This window comes from Paenibacillus sp. GP183, assembly GCF_900104695.1.
Lineage (GTDB): Bacteria > Bacillota > Bacilli > Paenibacillales > NBRC-103111 > Paenibacillus_AI.
Map to the genome: position 1 here is coordinate 5,009,873 of NZ_FNSW01000001.1, position 21,600 is coordinate 5,031,472.

At 46.4% G+C, this 21,600-nt stretch carries 19 protein-coding genes; 16 read left to right on the plus strand and 3 right to left on the minus strand.

Going from position 1 to position 21,600, the window contains the following annotated elements; translation table 11 throughout:
• Positions 1 to 10: 10 nt before the first annotated feature.
• From recJ to BLV33_RS24880, 6 genes are all read left to right on the plus strand, one after another.
• Positions 11 to 2,455 carry a single-stranded-DNA-specific exonuclease RecJ gene (recJ, locus tag BLV33_RS24855; RefSeq protein WP_090797987.1) on the plus strand — a complete coding sequence of 815 codons (2,445 nt, stop codon included), beginning with the start codon at positions 11 to 13 and terminating at the stop codon, positions 2,453 to 2,455.
• Complete coding sequence (locus BLV33_RS24860) at positions 2,452 to 2,964, plus strand: adenine phosphoribosyltransferase (RefSeq protein ID WP_090797988.1); 513 nt, start codon at positions 2,452 to 2,454, stop codon at positions 2,962 to 2,964. The genes recJ and BLV33_RS24860 overlap by 4 nt, the downstream gene beginning before the upstream one ends.
• A 1,041-nt stretch (positions 2,965 to 4,005) precedes the next feature.
• Positions 4,006 to 6,186: a RelA/SpoT family protein gene (locus BLV33_RS24870; protein ID WP_090797992.1), complete on the plus strand. Its 2,181-nt coding sequence runs from the start codon at positions 4,006 to 4,008 to the stop codon at positions 6,184 to 6,186.
• 15 nt (positions 6,187 to 6,201) lie between these two features.
• Complete coding sequence (dtd, locus tag BLV33_RS24875; RefSeq protein WP_090797994.1) at positions 6,202 to 6,642, plus strand: D-aminoacyl-tRNA deacylase; 441 nt, start codon at positions 6,202 to 6,204, stop codon at positions 6,640 to 6,642.
• Positions 6,643 to 6,705: 63 nt separating this feature from the next.
• A complete protein-coding gene (locus BLV33_RS29540) occupies positions 6,706 to 6,879 on the plus strand; it encodes a hypothetical protein (RefSeq protein ID WP_171909293.1) in 174 nt (57 codons plus the stop codon).
• Between the two features lie 128 nt (positions 6,880 to 7,007).
• On the plus strand, positions 7,008 to 8,963 hold the full coding sequence (locus tag BLV33_RS24880) for an FAD-dependent oxidoreductase (RefSeq protein WP_253187162.1): 1,956 nt from the start codon (positions 7,008 to 7,010) through the stop codon (positions 8,961 to 8,963).
• An 87-nt stretch (positions 8,964 to 9,050) separates the two neighbouring features.
• Here BLV33_RS24880 and BLV33_RS24885 read toward each other — a convergent pair whose 3' ends face one another.
• Positions 9,051 to 9,299, minus strand: a complete 249-nt coding sequence (locus BLV33_RS24885; protein ID WP_090797996.1) for a hypothetical protein — start codon at positions 9,297 to 9,299, stop codon at positions 9,051 to 9,053.
• Positions 9,300 to 9,602: 303 nt separating this feature from the next.
• Here BLV33_RS24885 and BLV33_RS24890 point away from each other — a divergent pair, with 303 nt between their 5' ends.
• The 5 genes from BLV33_RS24890 (at position 9,603) to BLV33_RS24910 (ending at position 15,809) form a co-directional block, all read left to right on the plus strand.
• Complete coding sequence (locus BLV33_RS24890) at positions 9,603 to 9,908, plus strand: winged helix-turn-helix transcriptional regulator (RefSeq protein ID WP_090797998.1); 306 nt, start codon at positions 9,603 to 9,605, stop codon at positions 9,906 to 9,908.
• 450 nt (positions 9,909 to 10,358) lie between these two features.
• A complete protein-coding gene (hisS, locus tag BLV33_RS24895) occupies positions 10,359 to 11,609 on the plus strand; it encodes a histidine--tRNA ligase (RefSeq protein WP_090798000.1) in 1,251 nt (416 codons plus the stop codon).
• Between the two features lie 53 nt (positions 11,610 to 11,662).
• A complete protein-coding gene (aspS, locus tag BLV33_RS24900) occupies positions 11,663 to 13,444 on the plus strand; it encodes an aspartate--tRNA ligase (RefSeq protein WP_090798002.1) in 1,782 nt (593 codons plus the stop codon).
• A 126-nt stretch (positions 13,445 to 13,570) separates the two neighbouring features.
• Positions 13,571 to 14,317, plus strand: coding sequence for a tRNA threonylcarbamoyladenosine dehydratase (locus BLV33_RS24905; protein ID WP_090798003.1), 747 nt, complete (start codon positions 13,571 to 13,573; stop codon positions 14,315 to 14,317).
• Between the two features lie 238 nt (positions 14,318 to 14,555).
• Positions 14,556 to 15,809, plus strand: a complete 1,254-nt coding sequence (locus BLV33_RS24910) for a replication-associated recombination protein A (RefSeq protein ID WP_090798005.1) — start codon at positions 14,556 to 14,558, stop codon at positions 15,807 to 15,809.
• An 18-nt stretch (positions 15,810 to 15,827) separates the two neighbouring features.
• Here BLV33_RS24910 and BLV33_RS24915 read toward each other — a convergent pair whose 3' ends face one another.
• Entirely contained in the window at positions 15,828 to 16,514 is a 687-nt protein-coding gene (locus BLV33_RS24915) for an AlkZ-related protein (RefSeq protein WP_090798006.1), read from the minus strand.
• Positions 16,492 to 17,619 (minus strand): tRNA 2-thiouridine(34) synthase MnmA, encoded by a 1,128-nt coding sequence (mnmA, locus tag BLV33_RS24920; protein ID WP_090798008.1) that lies wholly within the window; start codon positions 17,617 to 17,619, stop codon positions 16,492 to 16,494. Before mnmA ends, BLV33_RS24915 begins: the two co-directional genes overlap by 23 nt.
• A gap of 169 nt (positions 17,620 to 17,788) precedes the next feature.
• Between mnmA and BLV33_RS24925 the strand changes: the two genes are divergently transcribed.
• The 5 genes from BLV33_RS24925 (at position 17,789) to BLV33_RS24945 (ending at position 21,575) form a co-directional block, all read left to right on the plus strand.
• On the plus strand, positions 17,789 to 18,208 hold the full coding sequence (locus tag BLV33_RS24925; protein ID WP_090799202.1) for a cysteine metabolism transcriptional regulator CymR: 420 nt from the start codon (positions 17,789 to 17,791) through the stop codon (positions 18,206 to 18,208).
• A 12-nt stretch (positions 18,209 to 18,220) separates the two neighbouring features.
• A complete protein-coding gene (locus BLV33_RS24930) occupies positions 18,221 to 19,360 on the plus strand; it encodes a cysteine desulfurase family protein (RefSeq protein ID WP_090798011.1) in 1,140 nt (379 codons plus the stop codon).
• Between the two features lie 76 nt (positions 19,361 to 19,436).
• Entirely contained in the window at positions 19,437 to 19,640 is a 204-nt protein-coding gene (locus tag BLV33_RS24935) for a hypothetical protein (RefSeq protein WP_090798013.1), read from the plus strand.
• A 154-nt stretch (positions 19,641 to 19,794) separates the two neighbouring features.
• Positions 19,795 to 20,865: an AI-2E family transporter gene (locus BLV33_RS24940; protein WP_090798015.1), complete on the plus strand. Its 1,071-nt coding sequence runs from the start codon at positions 19,795 to 19,797 to the stop codon at positions 20,863 to 20,865.
• 440 nt (positions 20,866 to 21,305) lie between these two features.
• Positions 21,306 to 21,575 carry a hypothetical protein gene (locus tag BLV33_RS24945; protein ID WP_090798017.1) on the plus strand — a complete coding sequence of 90 codons (270 nt, stop codon included), beginning with the start codon at positions 21,306 to 21,308 and terminating at the stop codon, positions 21,573 to 21,575.
• Positions 21,576 to 21,600 lie beyond the last annotated feature (25 nt).

Consider the following 21,600-nt stretch of genomic DNA (forward strand, 5'->3'; position numbering starts at 1 on the left):
GGGCATGCTGGTGTTAAGCTCCAAAGCAAGATGGGATATCGGCCATGCTGAGGAATCCCAAGTTGAGGAATTATGTTCGAAGCTGGGTTTGGAGCCTCTCATTGCCAGACTTCTTGTGCTTCGCAACGTTCAAACCGTGGAGGAAGCCGAGCTATTCCTCAATGGCGGCAAAGACCACTTTCATGATCCGTTTTTGCTGGATGGCCTTCGGGCCGCCGTTGATCGTATAAAGCAGGCCATAACCAATCAAGAGCTTATCCGGATCTATGGAGATTACGATGCCGACGGTGTTAGCAGTACGTCCTTGATGGCCCATCTTCTGCAAGGCTTGAATGCACGTTACGATACATATATCCCGCATCGCGTGCGAGAAGGATATGGACTTAACCGAAACGCCATCGATCTGGCCAAGGATCAGGGCGTTTCCTTACTGATTACCGTTGATACGGGAATCAGTGCCTGGGAAGAAGTCCAGTACATACATGAGCTTGGGATGGATGTCATTGTTACGGATCATCATGAACCGCCGGAACGATTACCCGATGCTGTAGCTGTGATCAACCCAAAAAAGCCAGGATGTCCTTACCCGTTCAAGCAGCTGGCTGGAGTTGGGGTCGCCCTTAAGCTGGCACATGCCTTGCTTGGCAGGCTGCCGGATGAATTGCTGGAGATCGCAGCGATAGGGACTGTGGCCGATTTAATGCCGCTTATCGGAGAGAATCGTCTTATTGTCAAGCTGGGGCTTGAGCGCATGCAAACATCAGCCTACCCCGGGATCCGCGCGCTGTTAAGCATTGCCGGTGTTGATCGAAAAGAGGTATCGGCCTATCATATCGGTTTTGCTTTGGCACCGCGAATTAACGCGAGCGGCAGGCTGGAATGCGCCGATGATGCCGTGAAGCTGCTGCTGACGAAGGATCCTGAGGAAGCAGAGCGGATTGCCAGAGAGCTGGACGATTTAAATAAAGAACGGCAGCGGCTTGTAGAGGAAATGACCCAGGAAGCTTTAGTGATGGCCGAAGAAAAGCGGGCTAATGGGCAAGATAAAGTCATTGTGGTGGCAAAAGAAAACTGGAACGTTGGCGTTGTAGGCATTGTCGCTTCCAAAATTGTAGATGCGTTCTATCGGCCTGCATTAGTTCTCAGCATTGATCCTCAGACCGGATGGGCAAAGGGATCCGCCCGCTCGATAGCCGGTTTTGACATGTACAAAGCACTGACGAGCTGCCAAGAATATCTGGATCATTTTGGAGGACATCGAGCAGCAGCAGGCATGACACTGAAACGTGAGGATTTGGAAATATTTACGATTAAACTTAATGATTTGGCTGAGGAATGGCTGGAAGAAGAAGATTTTATTCCCATTCTTAAGGCAGATGCAGCATGCAGCTTATCGGATGTTCCTATTTCCTGTATTGAAGGCTTGGGAAAGCTGGCCCCATTTGGAATGAGTAATCCGACTCCAAAGTTTGTTTTTACTGACATGATGCTCGAGGATAATCGTATAATGGGTAAAGAAAAGCAGCACTTAAAGCTGGTTTTGTCTCAAACGCAAAATGAGTTGAAGAGCTCTGTGGAGGCAGTGGGCTTTAGCAAAGGCGACCTGACCGACTTTATTGCGCCAGCTTCGCGACTTCGGGTTCTTGGGGAGCTTTCCATTAATGAATGGAATGGGACACGCAAGCCGCAGATTATCATGCATGATCTGCACATTCCGCATCTTCAGGTATTCGACTGGAGGGGAACTCCAAAGCCTGTCGCGAGAATTCAAGCGTTAATGGACGGCACTGCCAGTCGCAAAGAATTGGGAGGCAAGCCACCTGCAATCGTACTTTTTGAGGAAAAGGATGCTAAACCCTATTTTGCAGAAAATGCTTTGGCTGACAGCTGTCCAATCTGGTTTGTACATACAGAAGGCAACTTGGAACCTGGCAATGAGTTGGCTAATCATCTGGATTTTGAAGAAGTTCATGATATGGTACTGTATACGGCTCCAAGGAGCTTAAGCAGTCTGCAATCGGTTTTAAGGCAAGCCTCGGGGCTTATGCGATGTTATGCTGTTTTTGCTGAAGCAGGCGGGGAAAGCGGCGGGGCGATTCCATCCCGAGACATGTTTAAACAGATGTATTCGCTGCTCCTCCAGCAGGGTGAGTGGGATCTGCAGAACCGCGGCGTGCTCCAGGCTTTCAGCAAGCGTTCGGGGCTTTCACCCGCCATGATTGAATTTATGATTCGTGTATTTGAAGAGCTTGAGTTCGTGGAGAGGCAGGAAAACCGCATCATATTATGCAAAACTCCGGTCAAGAGGGATTTAGGCACATCTCGAATCTTGCAGCAGCGTGAGCAGCGGCAGGAAGTCGAAGCTATCAGCATGTACTCGACAAGCAAAGAATTAGTTGAATGGATTACTAAGCAATTGGAGCAACCCATCTATAAATTGGAGGAAATGAAATGAATTTCAAAGATTACATCCGTGTCATTCCGGATTATCCTCAGCCCGGCATTCGCTTCAAGGATATTACGACCTTGCTCAAAAATGGACCGGTTTATCAAGAAGCCATTAATCAATTGAAACTTTTGGTCAAAGAAATGCAAGTGGAAGTTATTGCCGGACCTGAAGCCCGGGGCTTCGTTATTGGAGCTCCTCTGGCCTACTCGCTGGGTGTTGGGTTTATTCCCATCCGCAAAACGGGCAAATTGCCAGGAGAAACCATTGAAGCGGACTATGCTTTGGAATATGGAAAAGATAGGCTGGCCATGCACAAAGACAGCATCAAACCGGGGCAAAAGGTGCTGATCGCTGATGACCTGTTGGCTACCGGCGGAACAATTCAAACCTCGATCAACTTGATCAATCAGCTTGGCGGAGACATTGTGGGGGCGGCCTTTTTGATAGAGCTCTCCTACCTGGATGGCCGATCCAAATTGGGCGAGTTGGATGTTGTCTCATTGATTCAATTTTGACAAATGTCACCCCCTAAATCCCCAACTACACCCCCTAAATCCCCCTTGAAGGGGGACTCCAAGGGTAACGCCCCTTGGATGACTTTTAGGGCTGGATAGGGAGTATGGTTTGAGCGTGCAAGGTTCCAGAGTGGTTGGAGCGCTTTAGTCCCCATAAGAAATGTTGCACAGCAACATTTCTTATGGGGACACGCTTTAAGCTAGTGCAATAATAAGAGCCTCTGTTCCTTCGCGGACAGGGGCTCTTAAGCTTAGCGGAACGGTCCTTCGCTTTCGTGATAAGCCGTAATATACGGACTAATCACTCGATTCTAAATTTTTATCACTCATTAGGACGTAATATACGGACTAAATTGCTGTTTTATTTCTTTAATCTCGAAAACTTGCTGTAAGACGTAAAATACAACTTATTTCGAGAGACTTTTTTTAAATCCCCGCATTAAGACGTAAAATAAGTCTTATCACATTCTGGCTACCATTACCATGATAAACTCCATTAACCACCTTCTCTCACTATACAGCGTCATCCATTTGTGCAGATTGCTGACTTGAACTTCCTGATGTCCTTCTCGTGATTGAGTCGGCGGATATGTACTCTGGTTTTGTTGCAACAACCGTAAAGCGTGTCCAAACCAGAAATGTTGCTGTGCAATATTTCTGGTTTGGACTAAAGCGCTCATCCACCAAAACTCCGTTTAACATTTCTAATCCTTCTCCCTCCTCCAGCACTAAAGTCATCCAAGGGGCGTTACCCTTGGGGTCCCCCTTCAAGGGGGATTTAGGGGGTGTAGATTTTAAAGTTAGAGAAATCAATTGGATTGTGGAGGTTTAGAAGTTAGGGGGATTTGGGGATTAACTACCAATTGTTGTAAATGGGAGATTACCGTGAATTTATTTTGAACATAAGGGAATAAACGGATAGTGATTTGTAAATGGGAATTTACTCCGATTATTGTCGGATAGGAGGAGCCGAGCAGTTGACGTAGGGCCTGCCTTGCAGGCATAATGAATTAAAATCGACTAAAGGAATGGATAGAGTTCATGGGTATCGAGCAGTTGCTGGAGAAAGCTTCAGTATATATCAAAGAAAATGACTTGCTCAAGATCCGGGAAGCGTTTGAATTTGCAGAAGAGGCACATCATGGTCAAATGCGTAAGTCGGGGGAGCCCTATATTTTGCACCCTCTGGCCGTGGCCGAGATTCTTGTCAATATGCAAATGGACACTACCTCGATTATTGCTGCACTGCTTCATGATGTCGTAGAAGATACTACGGTTTCCTTGGAAACTGTGAATGATAAATTCGGCAAAACCTGTGCGATGCTTGTCGACGGATTAACGAAGCTGGAGCGTATTCAGTTTAAATCCAAGGAAGAGCAGCAAAATGAAAATTATCGGAAAATGTTTGTGGCGATGGCGCAGGATATTCGCGTTATTTTGATTAAACTCGCGGATCGGCTGCATAATATGCGGACGCTTAAATACCAATCGGAGGAAAGCCAGCGGCGCATTGCTGAAGAAACAATTGAGATATTTTGTCCGATTGCGCATCGGCTCGGGATTTCCACGATCAAATGGGAGATGGAGGATATTGCCCTCCGTTACTTGAATCCCCAGCAGTACTACCGAATCGTTAATTTGATGCAAAAAAAACGGGCGGAGCGCGAACAATATATTCAAGATGTCATCGACAGCATCAAAGATAAACTAGACGAAATGGGGATCCAGGGCGATATTTCCGGCAGGCCTAAACACATCTACAGCATCTACAAAAAAATGAGTTCCAGAGGCAAACAGTTCAATGAGATTTATGATTTGATGGCGCTGCGTGTCATCGTGGACGGGATTAAAGATTGCTATGCAACCCTCGGTATTATTCATACTCTGTGGAAACCGATGCCGGGAAGATTCAAGGACTACGTGGCCATGCCCAAGCCGAATATGTATCAGTCCCTGCATACAACGGTCATTGGACCGTTAGGCGAGCCGCTGGAGGTGCAGATTCGAACCTGGGATATGCACAGAACCTCAGAGTACGGGATCGCGGCGCACTGGGCTTACAAGGAAGGCTCCATGGTGCCGTCAGGAACCTTTGAGGATAAGATGAATTGGTTCCGCGAGATTCTCGAGCTGCAGCAAGAAACTAATGATGCTTCCGAGTTTATGGAATCTATGAAAATGGATTTTTTCTCGGATCTCGTCTTTGTGTTTACGCCTAAAGGTGAAGTGATTGAGCTGCCGGCAGGGTCTGTCCCGCTTGATTTTGCTTATAGGATTCATACCGAGGTTGGAAATCGAACTATCGGTTCAAAGGTCAATGGTAGAATCGTACCGCTGGATCATAAGCTCAAGACGGGTGACATTGTTGAAATTCTAACCTCGAAGCATTCTTACGGTCCAAGTCAGGACTGGGTGAAAATCGCACAATCTTCTCATGCCAAAAGTAAAATCAGGCAGTTCTTCAAAAAAGAAAAACGCGAGGAGAACGTTGAAAAAGGTAAGGAAGCGATTGAACGCGAATTGAAGCGGCTCGCCATTGATCCTCCGATGTTAATGACCAATGAAAACTTGCTGGAAGCAGCTCGCAAATATAATTTTAACGATATTGAGGATATGATGTCTGCAGTAGGATTTGGCGGAATTACGGCTGCTCAAATCTGCACCAAGCTGACGGAAAAGATGCGCAAGGATGCGGAAGACGCTCAAGTGCTGCAGCTGACGAATGAAGTTAAAGAGGTTAAAGCGGGAGCGGTTGAGCCTAAGAGTCGGCCGACCAATGGAGTAAGAGTCAAAGGCGTAGATAATCTCTTGGTACGTTTTGCCCGATGTTGTAATCCTGTACCGGGGGATCCTATCATTGGGTACATCACTCGAGGTCGAGGCGTTTCCGTTCATCGATCGGATTGTACCAATATTCCAACCGGTGATGGCGAAGAGCAGCGAGTTATTGAAGTGGAATGGGCGGAGGTTGTTGAATCCAATTTCAATGTCGAGATTGAGATTACCGGCCATGACCGTCGCGGATTGCTAAATGAGGTGCTGCAGGCTGTCTCTGAGAGTAAAACAACCATGTCTGCTGTGTCCGGGCGTTCGGATAAAAACAAGATGGCTATGATCCATATCACGATTTTGATCAAAAATATCGATCACCTGCACTCTGTTGTTGAAAAAATTAAGCGTGTCAAGGATGTATACTCGGTGCAGCGCATCATGCAAAGCTAGGAGCGAAACATATTCATGCGAGTAGTTGTACAAAGATGTAAACAAGCTGAAGTATCGGCAGCTGGAAGGGTCATTGGCCGAATTGGACAAGGCTTGATGCTATTGGTCGGTGTTACCCATGACGATAAGGAGCAGGACGCTAAGTACCTGGCGGAAAAGATCGCCGGACTTCGTATTTTTGAAGATGAGCTTGGCAAAATGAACCTGTCGATCCAGGATATAGGCGGACAGATATTGTCCGTATCTCAATTCACGCTGTATGGCGATTGCCGCAAAGGAAAACGCCCGAATTTTATGGCTGCTGCCAGGCCGGAGCTTGCTGCTCCGCTGTATGAGAGGTTTAACGATCTTATGCGTTCTCAGGGCTTGCAGGTAGAAACGGGAGCATTCGGGGAAATGATGGATGTGTCCTTGATCAATTGGGGACCGGTCACACTAGTCATAGATAGCAAATGAAGAATATGATGGGCTGCATTGGATCAGACTAAGGGCATCATGAAATCGTAAGGAGCCCGAGGTATGCGTCAATCTCTCAAACATAAGATGATCGTTTCACCCGAAAATCAAATGCAGCACGCTTCTTACTCGGAAGTTCTCGGCCGATCCCCGAATTTTTGTGATGTAGAGATGAGCAGTGAATTTGCCTCGATGCAGGAAAAGCTGAAGAATACAGTTAAAAAGTCTTTTCGGTAAAACAGCCTTCATCAGGCTTTTTTTTGTGTTTTCAAGCTGCTGAGCTTTTCCAGCCATTTCTCACACAAGTCGAAATGTGATAGACTATGATTTGATGCATGAAGATGTTTATCTTGGAGGGCTTAATTTTGAACAAACGTTTAGACTATTCCATGAACACGAATCCTAGATGGAAGCTTTGGATGTCGGCGCTTATCGTAATATCCATCTTTTCCGCTCTCGGCGCGCTCTTTTATCAACATCAACATAAACATTCGAACGCTAAAGCTCACCTAAAGGGCACGAACACATTGGAACAAGTCAAAACGACTGGAAAAATAAAAGACAATTATGATGTGATCGTCGTTGGGACGGATCCTGAGGGAATCGCGGCGGCGCTATCGGCGGCGAGAAACGGCCTTTCCACATTGCTTATAGATGGCAAGAATCGAGAAATACTAGGCGGTCTTATGACTTTGGGCTGGCTGAATACAATCGATATGAACCGTACATCGGATCAACATAGTGTGTTCAATAAAGGAATTTTTTCCGAGTGGTTCAGCAAAATTGAAGGCGATTCTTTTGATGTCATCACGGCAGCGAATGCTTTTAAAGATTTGGTGAAGAATGAAAAAAATATAGATCTGCTTTTGAAAGCAAGAGAAATTAATCCGCTGACTGCAAGCAGCGGCAATGGAAATGGCAGCATGGTCATGCAGGGCATACAGATTGTAAAAGAGGATGGCAGCAAGCAAACGATTAAAGCGAAATCGGTTATTGATGCTACTCAAGATGCAGATCTGGCTGCAGCAGCAGGAGTTCCCTTTACATATGGCCGCGAGGATTTGGGAGATCCGGGAGCAAAGATGGCTGTAACTCTCGTGTTTCGTTTGAAGAATATCACACCCGAGGTATGGAAACAGATTCAAAGCCGTCTCAATGGCGACAATGATCCGGACACTGGAGCTAATGAAGTGTCTGCTTGGGGTTACGGTGAAATGTACAGCTATCCTGAAGTGAATAAAGGCAAAGCCAAAATGCGCGGACTGAACATCGGTCGGCAAAGCAATAACACCATGCTCATAAACGCCCTGCAGATTTTTGGCATAGACGGTTTGGATCCGAAAAGCCGTGAGGAAGCGATGACCATCGGGAAGAATGAAATTGTTCATGTGGTTGAATATATGAAAAAGCATTTCCCCGAATTCGCCAATGTGGAGCTGGACTCGGCTGCTCCTGAGCTGTATGTTCGCGAAACACGACATATTCAGGGAGAATACAGACTGCATATTATGGATGTGTTGGAAAATAAAGACCAATGGGATCGAATCGCTTTTGGTTCATATCCGGTAGATATCCAGCGGCTTGCCGCTACCGATAGCGGAGCCGTGATGGGCAAACCCGTGCAATATGCTGTACCCTTTCGCAGCATAGTGCCATTGAAAGTAGATCGCTTGCTCGTAGTAGGAAGATCGGCGAGCTATGATACGCTTCCGCATGGAAGCGCGCGTGTCATCCCTACGGGCATGGCTGAAGGTGAAGCTGCCGGTGCTGCAGCCAAGCTGGCTCAGGAAAAGAACATCACCTTCAGGCAGCTTGCGGAGTCCAGGGATGATGTTGCCCTGCTGCAGGAACGGCTGAATCAACAAGGCATGGAGCTGAAGCCTTTCTCCATCAAGCCGCAGCCATTTATGCTGCATAAAGAATATGCCGGGCTCAAAACGGCGATTAGCCTGGCTTTGACGGCCGGCGGCCATAAAAATGAATTTCATCTGGATGATCCTGCGAACCCGAAAAGCATGGCAAATTTGGTTCGCTCGGCACATATTATGATGCCGTCCGCATTTAAGGGAGAAGCGGATGCCGCAATTGCAGATCTGCCGGATCCGGCTAAAGCTGCCCTAACTTTGGAACAAGCCAGCTACACGATTACGCAGGCTTTAGGAATCCAGGCTTTGCCGGCTCAGGCGACAGACTTGCTGGTTAAGCAAAAGCTGCTCACTCATGAATCGCTCGATCTAATCTCCAACAAGCAGAAGCTGACGTATGGAGATACTTATATGATGATCAAGGATTTAAAAATCGGGCTAACAGGTAATCCCTAGCTGACGTGACAAAAAAGAGCCACTCTATCGAAAATTCGATGAAGGTGGCTCTATGTTTGGTAGAAGGAAGTGAAGCGATTACAAGGATTAATCGGCCTCGGACTCTTCAGATTCATCGCTGGCTGAGGCTTCATCCGCTTCATCTACTGCTTCTATATCCTCGTCTGATGCTGCATCTTCCTCTTCCAACGCTTCGGCTTCCTCATCAGTCTCGTCATCAGCGGCTTCTTCTACTGCTTCCGAAGATTCTTCATCGATCTCTTCAGAGGATGCTTCTTCTTCGGCTAGAATTAATTCATCTTGAATCTCTTCTTGAAAATCTCCTGTTTGAGTCATAGCCTTCAGCCTCCCATAAAATAGTTCAAGGATGTTTTCCTTGTGCTTCATTATATGTGTGAAATGCTAGAATAGACTTTCCGGCAGCAGGGAATTTACATGAAATATGTTGTCCGTGATTTGTCATGCAACTGTAATCTGGGCTTCATCTGGCTTTAATCAAAGCGGGCTATAATAGAACTCGACCCCCTTTAAAATATATTTACCTTGACGGCCTGCAAATTCGTTTGCAGGCCGCTTTTTTTTCGTCCACTTACTTTTATCAAGCGACTATGGTAATATGAATTTAAGGAGATGATTCGAATGGAAGGCTTTCATTTATGTCCGAAGTTTGAGCATGCGTTCGAGCTGCTGGGAAAGCGTTGGACGGGATTAATCATAAGAGTGCTGTTAACAGGACCTAAACGATTTAAAGATATTTCAGATGAGATTCCCAGCATGAGCGATCGAATGCTGTCAGAAAGATTCAAAGAGCTTGAAGCTGCGGGGATGATTACTCGGCATGTTTATCCGGAAACGCCGGTTCGGATTGAGTACGAGCTGACGGACAAAGGAAGAGCGCTCGAGCCTGCGATGAATGAAGTTCAGAAATGGGCCGATAAATGGTAGGAGTAACTATCGAAGGCTTGACTTTGCAGATTCCTCCGATTAAAATAGTCATTATTGCAATTCGATAGTTCTGTGATCCATTGATGGGATAAAGTAATTCACCACCACATAAGCAGAGAGGGAAGCCAGGGCTGCAAGCTTCCTTATGATGAGTGAATGAACAGACCTCCTGGAGGACTTTCGGGGAACCGCCTGGAAAGCTTCTAATTTCGAAGCGATTAAAGGGCAAAGTAGCCGACAAGCGTTTAGCGGGCGTTAGCCGTAAAGAGTGAGATTTCTTTATTCATGCGAAGCGTGCCGCATGCTGATCTCGAATGTGGGTGGTACCACGGGTGAATTTGTTGATCAAATCTCTCGTCCCTGACAAACGTCAGGGGTGGGGGATTTTTTATTTACCTCATAAGAAAGTAGAAGTTTTTCCGTAAAAAAATCTAAGGAGGGTAAATAGCCATGAGCATACAAAAGCCAAAAGGCACTCAGGATCTGCTCCCTGGAGAGATCGAGAAATGGCAATATCTCGAGAATAAAGCTCGAGACTTGTGTCAACGCTTCAATTACAAAGAAATCCGATCGCCGATTTTTGAGCACACCGAGCTATTCTCTCGGGGAGTAGGGGAAACGACGGATATTGTGGAAAAAGAAATGTATACGTTTCTTGATAAAGGAAACCGCAGCATCTCTCTTCGCCCGGAAGGGACAGCCGGCGTTGTTCGTGCTTATGTCGAGAATAAGCTTTACGGAGAGCCGGATGTGAGCAAGCTGTACTACATTGGGCCAATGTTCCGCTACGAGCAGCCGCAAGCCGGCCGTTACCGCCAATTTCACCAATTCGGCGTGGAAGCATTCGGTTCCGTTGATCCTAGTATCGATGCTGAAGTCATCGCGCTGGGGTACGCCTTTTACAAAGAAATCGGATTAAAGAACGTCAGTGTCGAAATTAACTCAGTTGGCACTCCTGAAATCAGATCCACCTTCCGGGTTAAGCTTCAAGAATTTTTTGCTCCAGTCAAGGATAATCTTTGTAAGGATTGTAAGTCTAGATATGAGCGTAATCCATTGCGGATTCTCGATTGTAAAATCGATCAAAAATATGGGGAAGGCGCTCCAAATATTTTGGATTATTTGGATGAGGCGTGTACGACTCATTTCCAAGCCGTTCAGAATGATTTGACCGGCATGGGAATTCCTTACATCATTAACCCGAGGCTGGTGCGGGGACTTGACTATTACACTCATACGGCTTTTGAGTACAAGGCAGCTGGTATTGGCTCAATTGATACGATTGGCGGAGGCGGAAGGTACAACGGGCTTGTTGAACAAATCGGCGGCAATGATCAGCCTGGCGTTGGGCTTGGACTGGGTTTGGAGCGCATTTTACTTGTGCTGCAAGCACAGGGTGTAGAAATTCCGCGCCCTAAGCCATTGGATGTGTACTTGATTGGACTTGGTGAAGCTGCTGAAAAAGAAGTCACCCAGCTGCTGTATCAGCTTCGACTTCATGGGGTCAATGCAGAAAAAGATTATCTGGGTCGTAAAATGAAGGCACAAATGAAATCAGCGGATCGGTTCCAAGCGAAGTATGTGGCTATTCTCGGAGATGATGAGTTAAGCCGCGGGGAGATTACTCTGAAAACTATGGCAACAGGCGAACAGGTTACCGTTACTCTTGTAAACTTTCCATTACATGTTAAGACATTATAAGGCGGACGCTTAGGAAGTAATTTTTCTGCAAAAATACGAAGGAGGAAATAGTAATGATGCTCAAAACACATCACTGCGGACAGTTAACGAAGGCTAACATTGGAGAAACCGTTATTTTAAACGGTTGGGTGCAAAGAAGGCGCGATCTTGGAGGGGTTTTATTCATTGATCTGCGTGACCGCAGCGGAATTGTGCAAACGGTGTTCAACCCTGACTTTTCAGGGGATGCTTTAGCGATTGCTGATCGTGCCCGAAATGAATATGTGCTCGCGATAAAAGGTAAAGTCGTAGAGCGCGATGCGGATACCGTGAACAAAAACATTGCGACTGGGGAAATTGAAATTCAGGTTACTGAAATTGAAATTATGAATGCTGCCAAAACGCCTCCATTTTTTATTGAAGACGGTATTGAAGTGGATGAGTCGGTGAGGCTGAAGTACCGCTACTTGGATCTTCGTCGTCCGGAAATGCAAAGAACGCTTATGCTCCGCTCCAAGGCTGCCAAGGTATTCCGGGACTTTCTGGATGAGCAAGGCTTTATTGATGTAGAAACTCCGATTTTGACCAAAAGCACTCCGGAAGGCGCACGCGATTATTTGGTGCCCAGCCGTGTGCATCCAGGTGAATTTTTTGCATTGCCGCAATCGCCGCAAATTTTCAAGCAATTGTTGATGGTCAGCGGCCTGGAGCGTTATTATCAAATCGCTCGCTGCTTCCGCGATGAGGATCTTCGCGCTGATCGCCAGCCTGAGTTTACACAGGTCGACATTGAAACTTCCTTCCTCTCCCAGGATCAACTGCTGGAGCTGATGGAACAGCTTATCATCAAGCTTATGAAGGAAACCTCGAACATAGACATTCAGCGTCCGTTTCAGCGCCTCAGCTACGCCGACGCCATGAGTAAATACGGATCGGATAAGCCGGACCTTCGCTTTGGATTAGAGCTGCAGGATGTTTCGGATATCGTTGCTGCATCAGGTGTTCAGGTTTTCGCCAATGTGGTTAAGGGCGGCGGCCAAGTCAAAGCCTTAAATGCCAAAGGCTGTGGAACCTGGAGCCGTAAGGAAATTGACGATTTACTGCCGTTCGCAGCCAGATATGGAGCGAAAGGACTTGCCTGGATTCAAGTGAAGGATGGAGAATTCAAGGGACCTATCGTTAAATTCTTCTCAGAAGCAGAGATTGCCTCCTTGACGGAGCGACTAGGCGCAGAAGAAGGGGACTTGCTGCTGTTCTCAGCAGATAAGAAAAAAGTAGTTGCCGATGTGCTTGGTAACCTTCGTCTCAAAATTGGCCGTCAGCTCGGACTTATCGACGATTCCGTATTCAAGTTCGCGTGGGTAGTAGACTTCCCGCTGCTTGGTTATGATGAAGAAGATCAGCGCTGGGTAGCGGAGCATCATCCGTTCACTCGCCCGAAAGAGGAGGATCTTGCTTTCTTCGACACAGATCCGGGTCAAATCCGCGCCCAGGCCTATGACCTTGTGCTTAACGGCTACGAGGTAGGCGGCGGCTCGATGCGGATCTACAAGCGTGAAGTGCAGGAGAAGATGTTCGCAGCACTTGGCTTCTCCAAGGAAGAGGCCAACGAGAAATTCGGCTTTCTGCTTGAAGCTTTCGAATACGGAACACCTCCGCACGGCGGGATCGCTTTTGGCTTTGACCGCTTGGTGATGTTGATTTCGGGACGCACCAATCTGCGTGAAACCATCGCATTCCCAAAAACTGCAAGTGCTACAGACCTGTTAACCGATGCGCCAGGAACCGTAGACGACAAGCAGCTTGAGCAATTGTCGATTCGTATTGCGTTGAAGCAGCCTGCTGTGAAAGCCTGACAATAAGCATGTTTTGCTAAAGCAAAACTCAGCTTATGTTATGATGTAAGTTTTGCTGAAGCAAAACTAAGCTTATGCTTACGAAGTAAGTTTTGCTAAAGCAAAACTCTAAGGAGGGAATATACCATGCTTCATCAATTTTCCCGTACCGAACTGGCGATTGGACCCGAAGGATTGGAAATCATGAAAAACAGCACCGTTGCAGTGCTGGGTATAGGCGGCGTCGGCTCTATTGCAGCGGAAGCCCTTGCAAGGACCGGTATTGGCCGTATTATTTTGATTGATAAAGATGTTGTCGATATCACGAATATAAACAGGCAGATTCATGCGCTTACTACGACCGTTGGACAGCCAAAGGCTGAATTGATGCGGGACCGTATCAAGCTAATCAACCCGGAATGCGATGCTATTGCATTGCGTATGTTTTACACAGAAGAAACCTATGAAAAGCTGTTCGAGTATAAGCTTGATTATGTTTTGGATGCAAGCGACACGATCATCTATAAGATCCATTTGATCAAGCAATGCCTGGAACGTAAAATCCCATTGATCTCAAGCATGGGAGCAGCGAATAAAATGGATCCGACCCAGTTTCAAGTCGCCGACATCTCCAAAACCTCAATGGATCCGATAGCCAGGGTCATTCGCCAGAAGCTGCGAAAAGAGGGGATCAAGAAAGGCGTAAAGGTTGTTTTCTCCAAGGAACAGCCTGCCAAGCCGCGGGAAGATGTCACACAGAAAATCGTTCCCGAAAACGCGCCAGAAATTCGCAAAGCCAAAATGCCTCCGTCCAGCAACGCATTCGTTCCTCCAGTTGCAGGACTTATTATGGTCAGTGTTGCTGTCAAGGATCTCCTTGAGCAAGCTAAATAGATTTGCAAAAAATAAGGGAGCTGTATCAAAAGCGAATCATTCACTTTTGATACAGCTCTTTGTCCGTTGATCATAATGTATAAGTTTTTCTAAACTTATCTTGCTTCGCATCAACCTTGACAAACGCACTCGTCATTTAGGACGGCGTAACCGTTTATCCTTGTATGTGAAAGTTGCAAATGATCCCCTCTATGGTACAGTAAAGCTATAATTTTATATCTTATGAGGGTGAGATGCATTGGACTTATTCGATTTGAACCAAACAACCGACCATCAACCGCTTGCTGAGAGAATGCGTCCCCAGACGCTTGATCAATATTTTGGACAATCCCATATCCTGGGCCAAGGAAAAGTACTGCGCAAGATTATTGAAACCGATAAAGTCACCAGCATGATTTTACAGGGTCCGCCAAGCAGCGGAAAAACGAGTCTTGCGTATATAATCAGCCAGTCCACAAAAGCCGATTTTGTGCGCCTCAATGCTGTTTCTTTAACGGTAGCCGAGCTTCGGGAAACGATTCAAACAGCAAGAGACAATCAAAAAATGTATGGTAAAAAAACAATTGTGATGATAGATGAAATCCATGCCATGAAAAGTAATGTTCAAATGGCGCTTCTGCCGTCCGTGGAGGAAGGAATCATTACATTAATAGGTCTCACCACGGAATCTATTGCCCACGACTTGATTCCTCCGCTTGTTTCCCGCTGTCGAACTTTTACGTTAAAAGCTCTGGACTATAATGATCTTAAAGAAATCATCCTCAGGGCGCTGCAAAGTGATAAAGGACTGGCAAATAAATTTGTGATGACGGACGAAGCATTGGAATATTTGGTCGATATTTGCAACGGGGATGTTCGGAGTGCCTTCAATGCTTTGGAAATGGCTGCATTCTCCTTGTATGAAGGAAATGTCATTGAGCTGCAGCATATTCGTGAGGCCTACGACTCCAGAGTGAACAGTATCACGACGAGCGATTTTTATGATATTGTTTCTGCCTTTTGCAAGTCGCTGCGGGGTTCCCAAACGGATTCGGCTCTTTACTGGTTAGCTCGTATGCTGGACAGCGGTGTCGACCCGCTTTATATTGTGCGCAGGCTTGTTGTGCATTCAAGTGAAGATGTAGGCATGGCCAATCCAAATGCTTTGCAGATTGCCATAGCGGCACAGCAAACCGTGGAATTTGTGGGAATGCCTGAAGGGCGATTAGCCCTTGCTCACGCAACGGTATATATTTGTGAAAGCCCTAAATCCAACAGCGTCTATAAAGGGCTCGCCAAGGCGTTTGAAATGGTGAGGAACCATCGAGCTTATCCGGTTCCCGAAAATATAAGAGACAGCTCCAAGAGTTACGTGAACCCCATAGACAATCCGAACAGCAAGATGCAGTACCTGCCGCCTGAAATCGAGAATCAACGATTTTACTTTCCGCAAAACAGCGGCACCGAAGCGAAGATTTTTGCCCGTCATCAGGAGAGAGAGAAGAAGGAGTAAAATTGAGAGAAAAACCCATTACAATCCGAAAACCTTGTAAAAAAATGCAAGAGCTTTGGCTTCGCATCTTTCCTGGAGCAGCTGTCTCAGCTTCGCTTTGGCATGAAGAGAGGGCAGATCATTCTTCTCGATGCCATGCAGCTCCATCCAGTGCGCTGCCGTCATATAGCATGTGCTGTTCCAGCCGCTTTTGACGCCGTTTGCACCAATTCGATCGGAAATTCCGGCGATGACGATATCCGCCGTGCTTTGCAGCTCGATTAATGCCCGATCGAATTCACTCTTGGACTCTTTGCTGCCCAGCCCCGTATTAGAGCGAAGAAGCCTCACATCAATGCCTTCCAGATTTGCAATGGCTTGAAAAACATCGATGGTGGCTTTGGAAACCGTTCCATCTTCATAGCGCTCCGCAACGGTGTAAGGGTCATCCAATATATTTTTGATCAGTGGGAATAGCTCTGCACTTATGAGAAGCGGCTTTTTGGCAAAAAATCTTCCATACGCGGCCAAACCCTCGCCTGCAAAACGGTCCCTCCACAGCCAGGGATCGGAGTCTGACCCTGTATGCCACTGGCTGGGAGTGGTCTCCGAATCCAGTGAAGGATAATCAGGAATAAATGAAGATAAAGGAAGAATCCCGATCTTCCGGACAAAAGCTGTCGCCTGCTCAAAAGTTTGAAGCTTACTTTCCGACTGAATATTCACGATTCTCGCTCCCTTGAACTTTGTGAACTTTATCGATAACAGCCCCGCCTAAACAGACATCTCCATCGTAAAAAACGACCGACTGGCCTGGAGTTACCGCTTTTTGCGGCTTATCGAACACAACCTCGCAAGTCCCATTGCCGCCAATCGTAACTGTCACGCCTTGATCAGGCTGGCGATAACGGAATTTAGCTGTACAATTGAATGTGGCTTGCGGCGGTTGCGGGCTTATCCAGTTCATGTCAGAAGCGCTGAGTCCAGTGGAATAGAGGCTGGGATGCTGATCTCCTTGAATAACAAGAAGTTCATTTGTTTCCAAATCCTTGTCGGCTACAAACCAGGGTTCGCCTGATCCCGACCCTCCGATGCCGAGACCTTGCCTCTGCCCCAGGGTATAGTACATAAGGCCATCATGCCTGCCTTTGATTTCATTGGTACGAATATCCTTCATGTTACCAGGCTGAGCCGGCAAATACTGGCTGAGGAATTGTTTGAAATCCCGCTCTCCAATAAAGCAGATACCCGTGCTGTCTTTTTTCTTTGCTGTTGCAAGGCCTGCAGCTTCCGCTATTTCCCGTACTCGCGGTTTGGGCAGATCTCCGATGGGGAACATTGCTCTGGATAGTTGATACTGATTCAATGCATTCAAGAAATAGGTCTGATCCTTGCTCGCATCCACACCGCGAAGCAAGCGATATTCGCCGTCCAAATGTTCCAATCGGGCATAATGTCCGGTTGCGATATAGTCTCCGCCCAGATCACTAACCTTTTGCAGCAGTTCACCGAACTTGATTTCGCGGTTGCACATGACATCCGGATTTGGCGTGCGACCCTTGCGATACTCGTCCAGGAAATAGGCAAACACTTTATCGTAATATTGCTTTTCAAAATTAACTGTATAAAAAGGAATGTCGAGCTGAGCGCAAACTCTGCGAACATCCTCTGCGTCTTCTTCGGCGGTGCAATGGCCAAACTCATCGGTATCGTCCCAATTTTTCATGAATATTCCGATGACTTCATAGCCTTGCTCTTTCAGCAGCAATGCAGCAACGGATGAATCTACGCCGCCTGACATACCGAGCACAACCCTTGCTTTTTTACTCATCTATATAACCTCTTTTCTTGATTCCAGACATCATATCATTATACATCTTTTGTGCCTGAATTTAAAAATATTTCAAGAGAATGTCATAGTTTTACTCCCCAAGATCAGGGAATTATGTTACGATAAGTTGGATATACTCCGAATGAATAGACTCAAACGAGGTGCTGATTTGAAGATTTCTACAAAGGGCCGATATGGACTCACGATTATGATGGAGCTTGCGACCAAATTCGGCGAGGGTCCGACTTCTTTAAAAAGCATAGCGGAGAAGCATCAGCTTTCCGAGCATTATCTGGAACAACTTGTCGCGCCCCTGCGTAATGCCGGTTTGGTCAAAAGCATTCGCGGAGCCTACGGTGGATATATACTTTCTAAATCTCCGGAGCAAATTACATCGGGTGATGTGATCCGGGTGCTTGAGGGACCTATCAGTCCGGTGGATTTTACGGAAGAAGATGATCCTGCGAAGCGCGACCTATGGATCCGGATTCGTGACAGCATTGCTGAGGTGCTCGATTCAACGAGTCTTGCCAGTTTGATTTCCTTTCAGGATTCGGGCGGTACTGACAATTACATGTTTTATATTTGAAGGCGGTACAATATGGAACCCATATATTTGGATCATGCTGCTACCACACCGCTTCATCCAGACGTTCTGGAGGTCATGCAGCCTTACTATAAAGAGTTTTTTGGCAACCCCTCAAGCATTCATAGCTTTGGACGAGCTGCCAAGACAGCGATTAACGGTTCGCGTGATTTCATAGCCGGGAAACTCGGCTGCCTGCCCAATGAGCTTATTTTCACAAGCGGAGGCACTGAGAGCAATAATATGGCTATCTATGGATTGCTCCAAACTAACACGGAGAAGAAACATATCATAACAACCCGCATTGAGCATCATGCTGTACTTCATCCCTGCGAATGGCTGGAGAATCTCGGGATTGATGTGACTTATATTCCTGTAGACCAGAGCGGTCTTGTACTTGCCGATGATATTGAGTCTGCTATCCGCCCGGACACGGCTCTTATCAGCATGATGTTTGGGAATAATGAAGTAGGTACGCTGCAGCCTGTCGAAGAGGTAGGCCGGATCGCCCAAGCCCATGGAATTGCTTTTCATGTGGACGCTGTTCAAGCCCTGGGCAAGGTTGACTTTGATTTAGCGGCACTTCCTGTAGATCTCATGAGCTTTTCGGCACATAAAATCAACGGACCCAAAGGGATAGGGGCTTTATACATCTCCAGGGCTAAACGAGTGGCTCCAGTTTTTTACGGAGGATCCCAGGAAAGAAAGCGTCGTCCTGGCACTGAAAATGTCGCGGGCATTGTTGGCTTTGCCAAAGCGGTGGAAATCATCTTTAGCTCAGATATAGAGCATCGTTCCCATCAGCTTCGTCAGAAAATGGTAGATTGTCTGCAGCAAGAATTAGGCAAGGATGGTTTTATCTTGAACGGCCATCAGACGAAGTGCCTGCCGCATATTGTAAACATCAGTTTTCCGGGTGTAGGCACGGAAAGCTTGCTGATGAATCTGGATCTAGAAGGTATTGCCGCAGCAAGCGGTTCTGCCTGTACATCCGGTTCGCTGGAGATCTCGCATGTATTAAAGGCGATGGATCTGCCCGACGATGTCACATCATCAGCGATTCGTTTCAGCTTCGGCATGGGTAACACTATGGAACAGATTGAATATGCTGCTCAGAAAACTGCAACCATAGTGAATCGATTACGTAAGAGATAATACCGGGCCGACCGAGGTTTATTTTATAAAAAAATGGGTAAAACAAATAGTAGGCTAAGAGGAATAGGGTGATATAATGATGCGTTGTCCAAATTGCAGTTCGAAGGATATCGGGAAAATCGGTTCCCACCAATTTTATTGCTGGGGCTGCTTTATTGAGTTAAGTGTAAACGGTGAAAAAATGTCCGTGTTTCAGGTTGAAGAAGACGGTACGTTAAGTTCCCTTGATGATTTGTTCTTTGAGGAAGATATGGGTGAAATCCAGGTTCATGCTAATTAACACTGGTTTCGTTTTTTATTGACAAAGCGCTCTTCATAATGTGCATTCCTTGTACATGGATGAAGGGCTTTTTTTTGTGCGGATTAATTGAGGAGGTTGTACATATACTTTAAAAATCGATTCTGTATCAAGGATTCAAGCCGGGGTGAGGAATTTGGAACGATTTTGGAAAAATAAATGGTTTGCGGCATTGGTCTATATTCTTATGTCCCTTTTTGTTGTGTATTTGCTTTTTCTAATGAAGCCGATGCTCCTTGGCATCTTTCAGTTTTTAAAAGCCGTGCTGATGCCATTTCTTATAGCCATGATGATCTCCTACCTCTTAAACCCCATCGTGGTGCTGCTCAATCAGCGAAAGGTGCCCAGAACTATAGCCGTTTTGTTGATTTACAGCGTGTTTATTGTTTGTGTGTCTGTAATTATTATCAATGTCATCCCTATGCTTATGAATCAGCTGGTGGAGCTCAACGAGCACCTGCCGCAGCTTGCGATGCAAGGGCAATCCTTTATTGAAAGTGTTAACCAAAGTCAACTGCTTCCGTTCAGTGTGCGAGAGGGGATTAATCATTCGTTGGTTAAACTCGAGTCCGGCATTTCTGCAGCCATTTCCGACTATATGAATCAAATCGGCACGACGATCAATGTGCTGTTTATTGCTTTCATCATTCCGTTTCTGGCCTTCTACATGCTGAAGGATTTTCAAATGATCGAAAAAACAGCTATAGCTATCGTACCCCAAGCTCATCGTAAGCCAACTATCAAGCTGCTTGTCGATATCGATACCGCCTTGGGAAATTATATCAGAGGCCAATTGATCGTATGTGTGATCGTTGGGGTGCTTGCGTATATTGGTTATTGGATTATCAAAATGCCCTATCCGTTATTGCTGGCCAGTATTGTGGCTGTTTTCAATATTATTCCGTACTTGGGCCCTTTTTTTGGCGCTGCTCCTGCTGTGATCATGGCCTCAACCGTTTCCGTAAAAATGATGATCATCGTTGCCATTCTGAATCTTATTATCCAGGTGCTCGAAGGCAATGTGATTTCTCCTCAAGTGGTTGGCCGCACGCTTCATATGCATCCGCTCTTTATTATTTTTGCTTTGCTGGTGGGCGGCGAAATCGCAGGAATTCCGGGCTTGATTTTGGCTGTGCCTTTTTTTGCCGCTTTGAAAGTCGTTGTTCAGCATTTGTTTCAGCACTATATCAACCGCTCAGCCCAATAGACCTTGGTTTAGTTGACATCAATGTGTCCTATCGTTATAATTTGCCTTAACTGCAATTATGCAAAAAATCGTTGATGATGCTTAAGTAGGTCATTGTCCATCTCCAGAGAGAAGATTTCAGGCGCCGATGAAAAAGGGTGCTTGGCTGGGAAAATCTTCAGATGTTAGCATGGCCGAATGCTGGCTTCGGAGTGTGGATGAACTCCACCGTTTAGACCCGTTATCGTCTGCACAAGGAGATTGCACGAAATCTGTTCTTTTTACAGTTGGAGTCAATAACCAGGGTGGTACCGCGATGATTCGTCCCTGTATGTTATAGGGGCGTATTTTTTATTTCAAAATGTTTCACCCCCTAAATCCCCCTTGAAGGGGGACCCCAAGGGTAACGCCCCTTGGATGACTTTTAAAGCTGGTGAGCAAGTGGGGCAGGAGCGTTTGAGGTGCGTGAGTGCTGGGAGCGCTTTAGTCCGAGCCAGAAATATTGCTCAGCAACATTTCTGGCTCGGACACGCTTGACGGTTGAGCGAAAGATCAAGAGAGAAGATCAAGAGCCAAGATCAAGAGCGAAGATCAAGAGCGAAGATCAAGAGCGAAGGTCAAGAGACAGCGTCGAGCGAAAGGATATCCGCTCGGGCATAGGGAAAGAGAGAGCAACGAGCAACAAGAGACAAGCGACAAGCGAAATTGAGATTCGCTCGGGCATAGATTAATTACTGTTATAGATGGAGGCAAGAG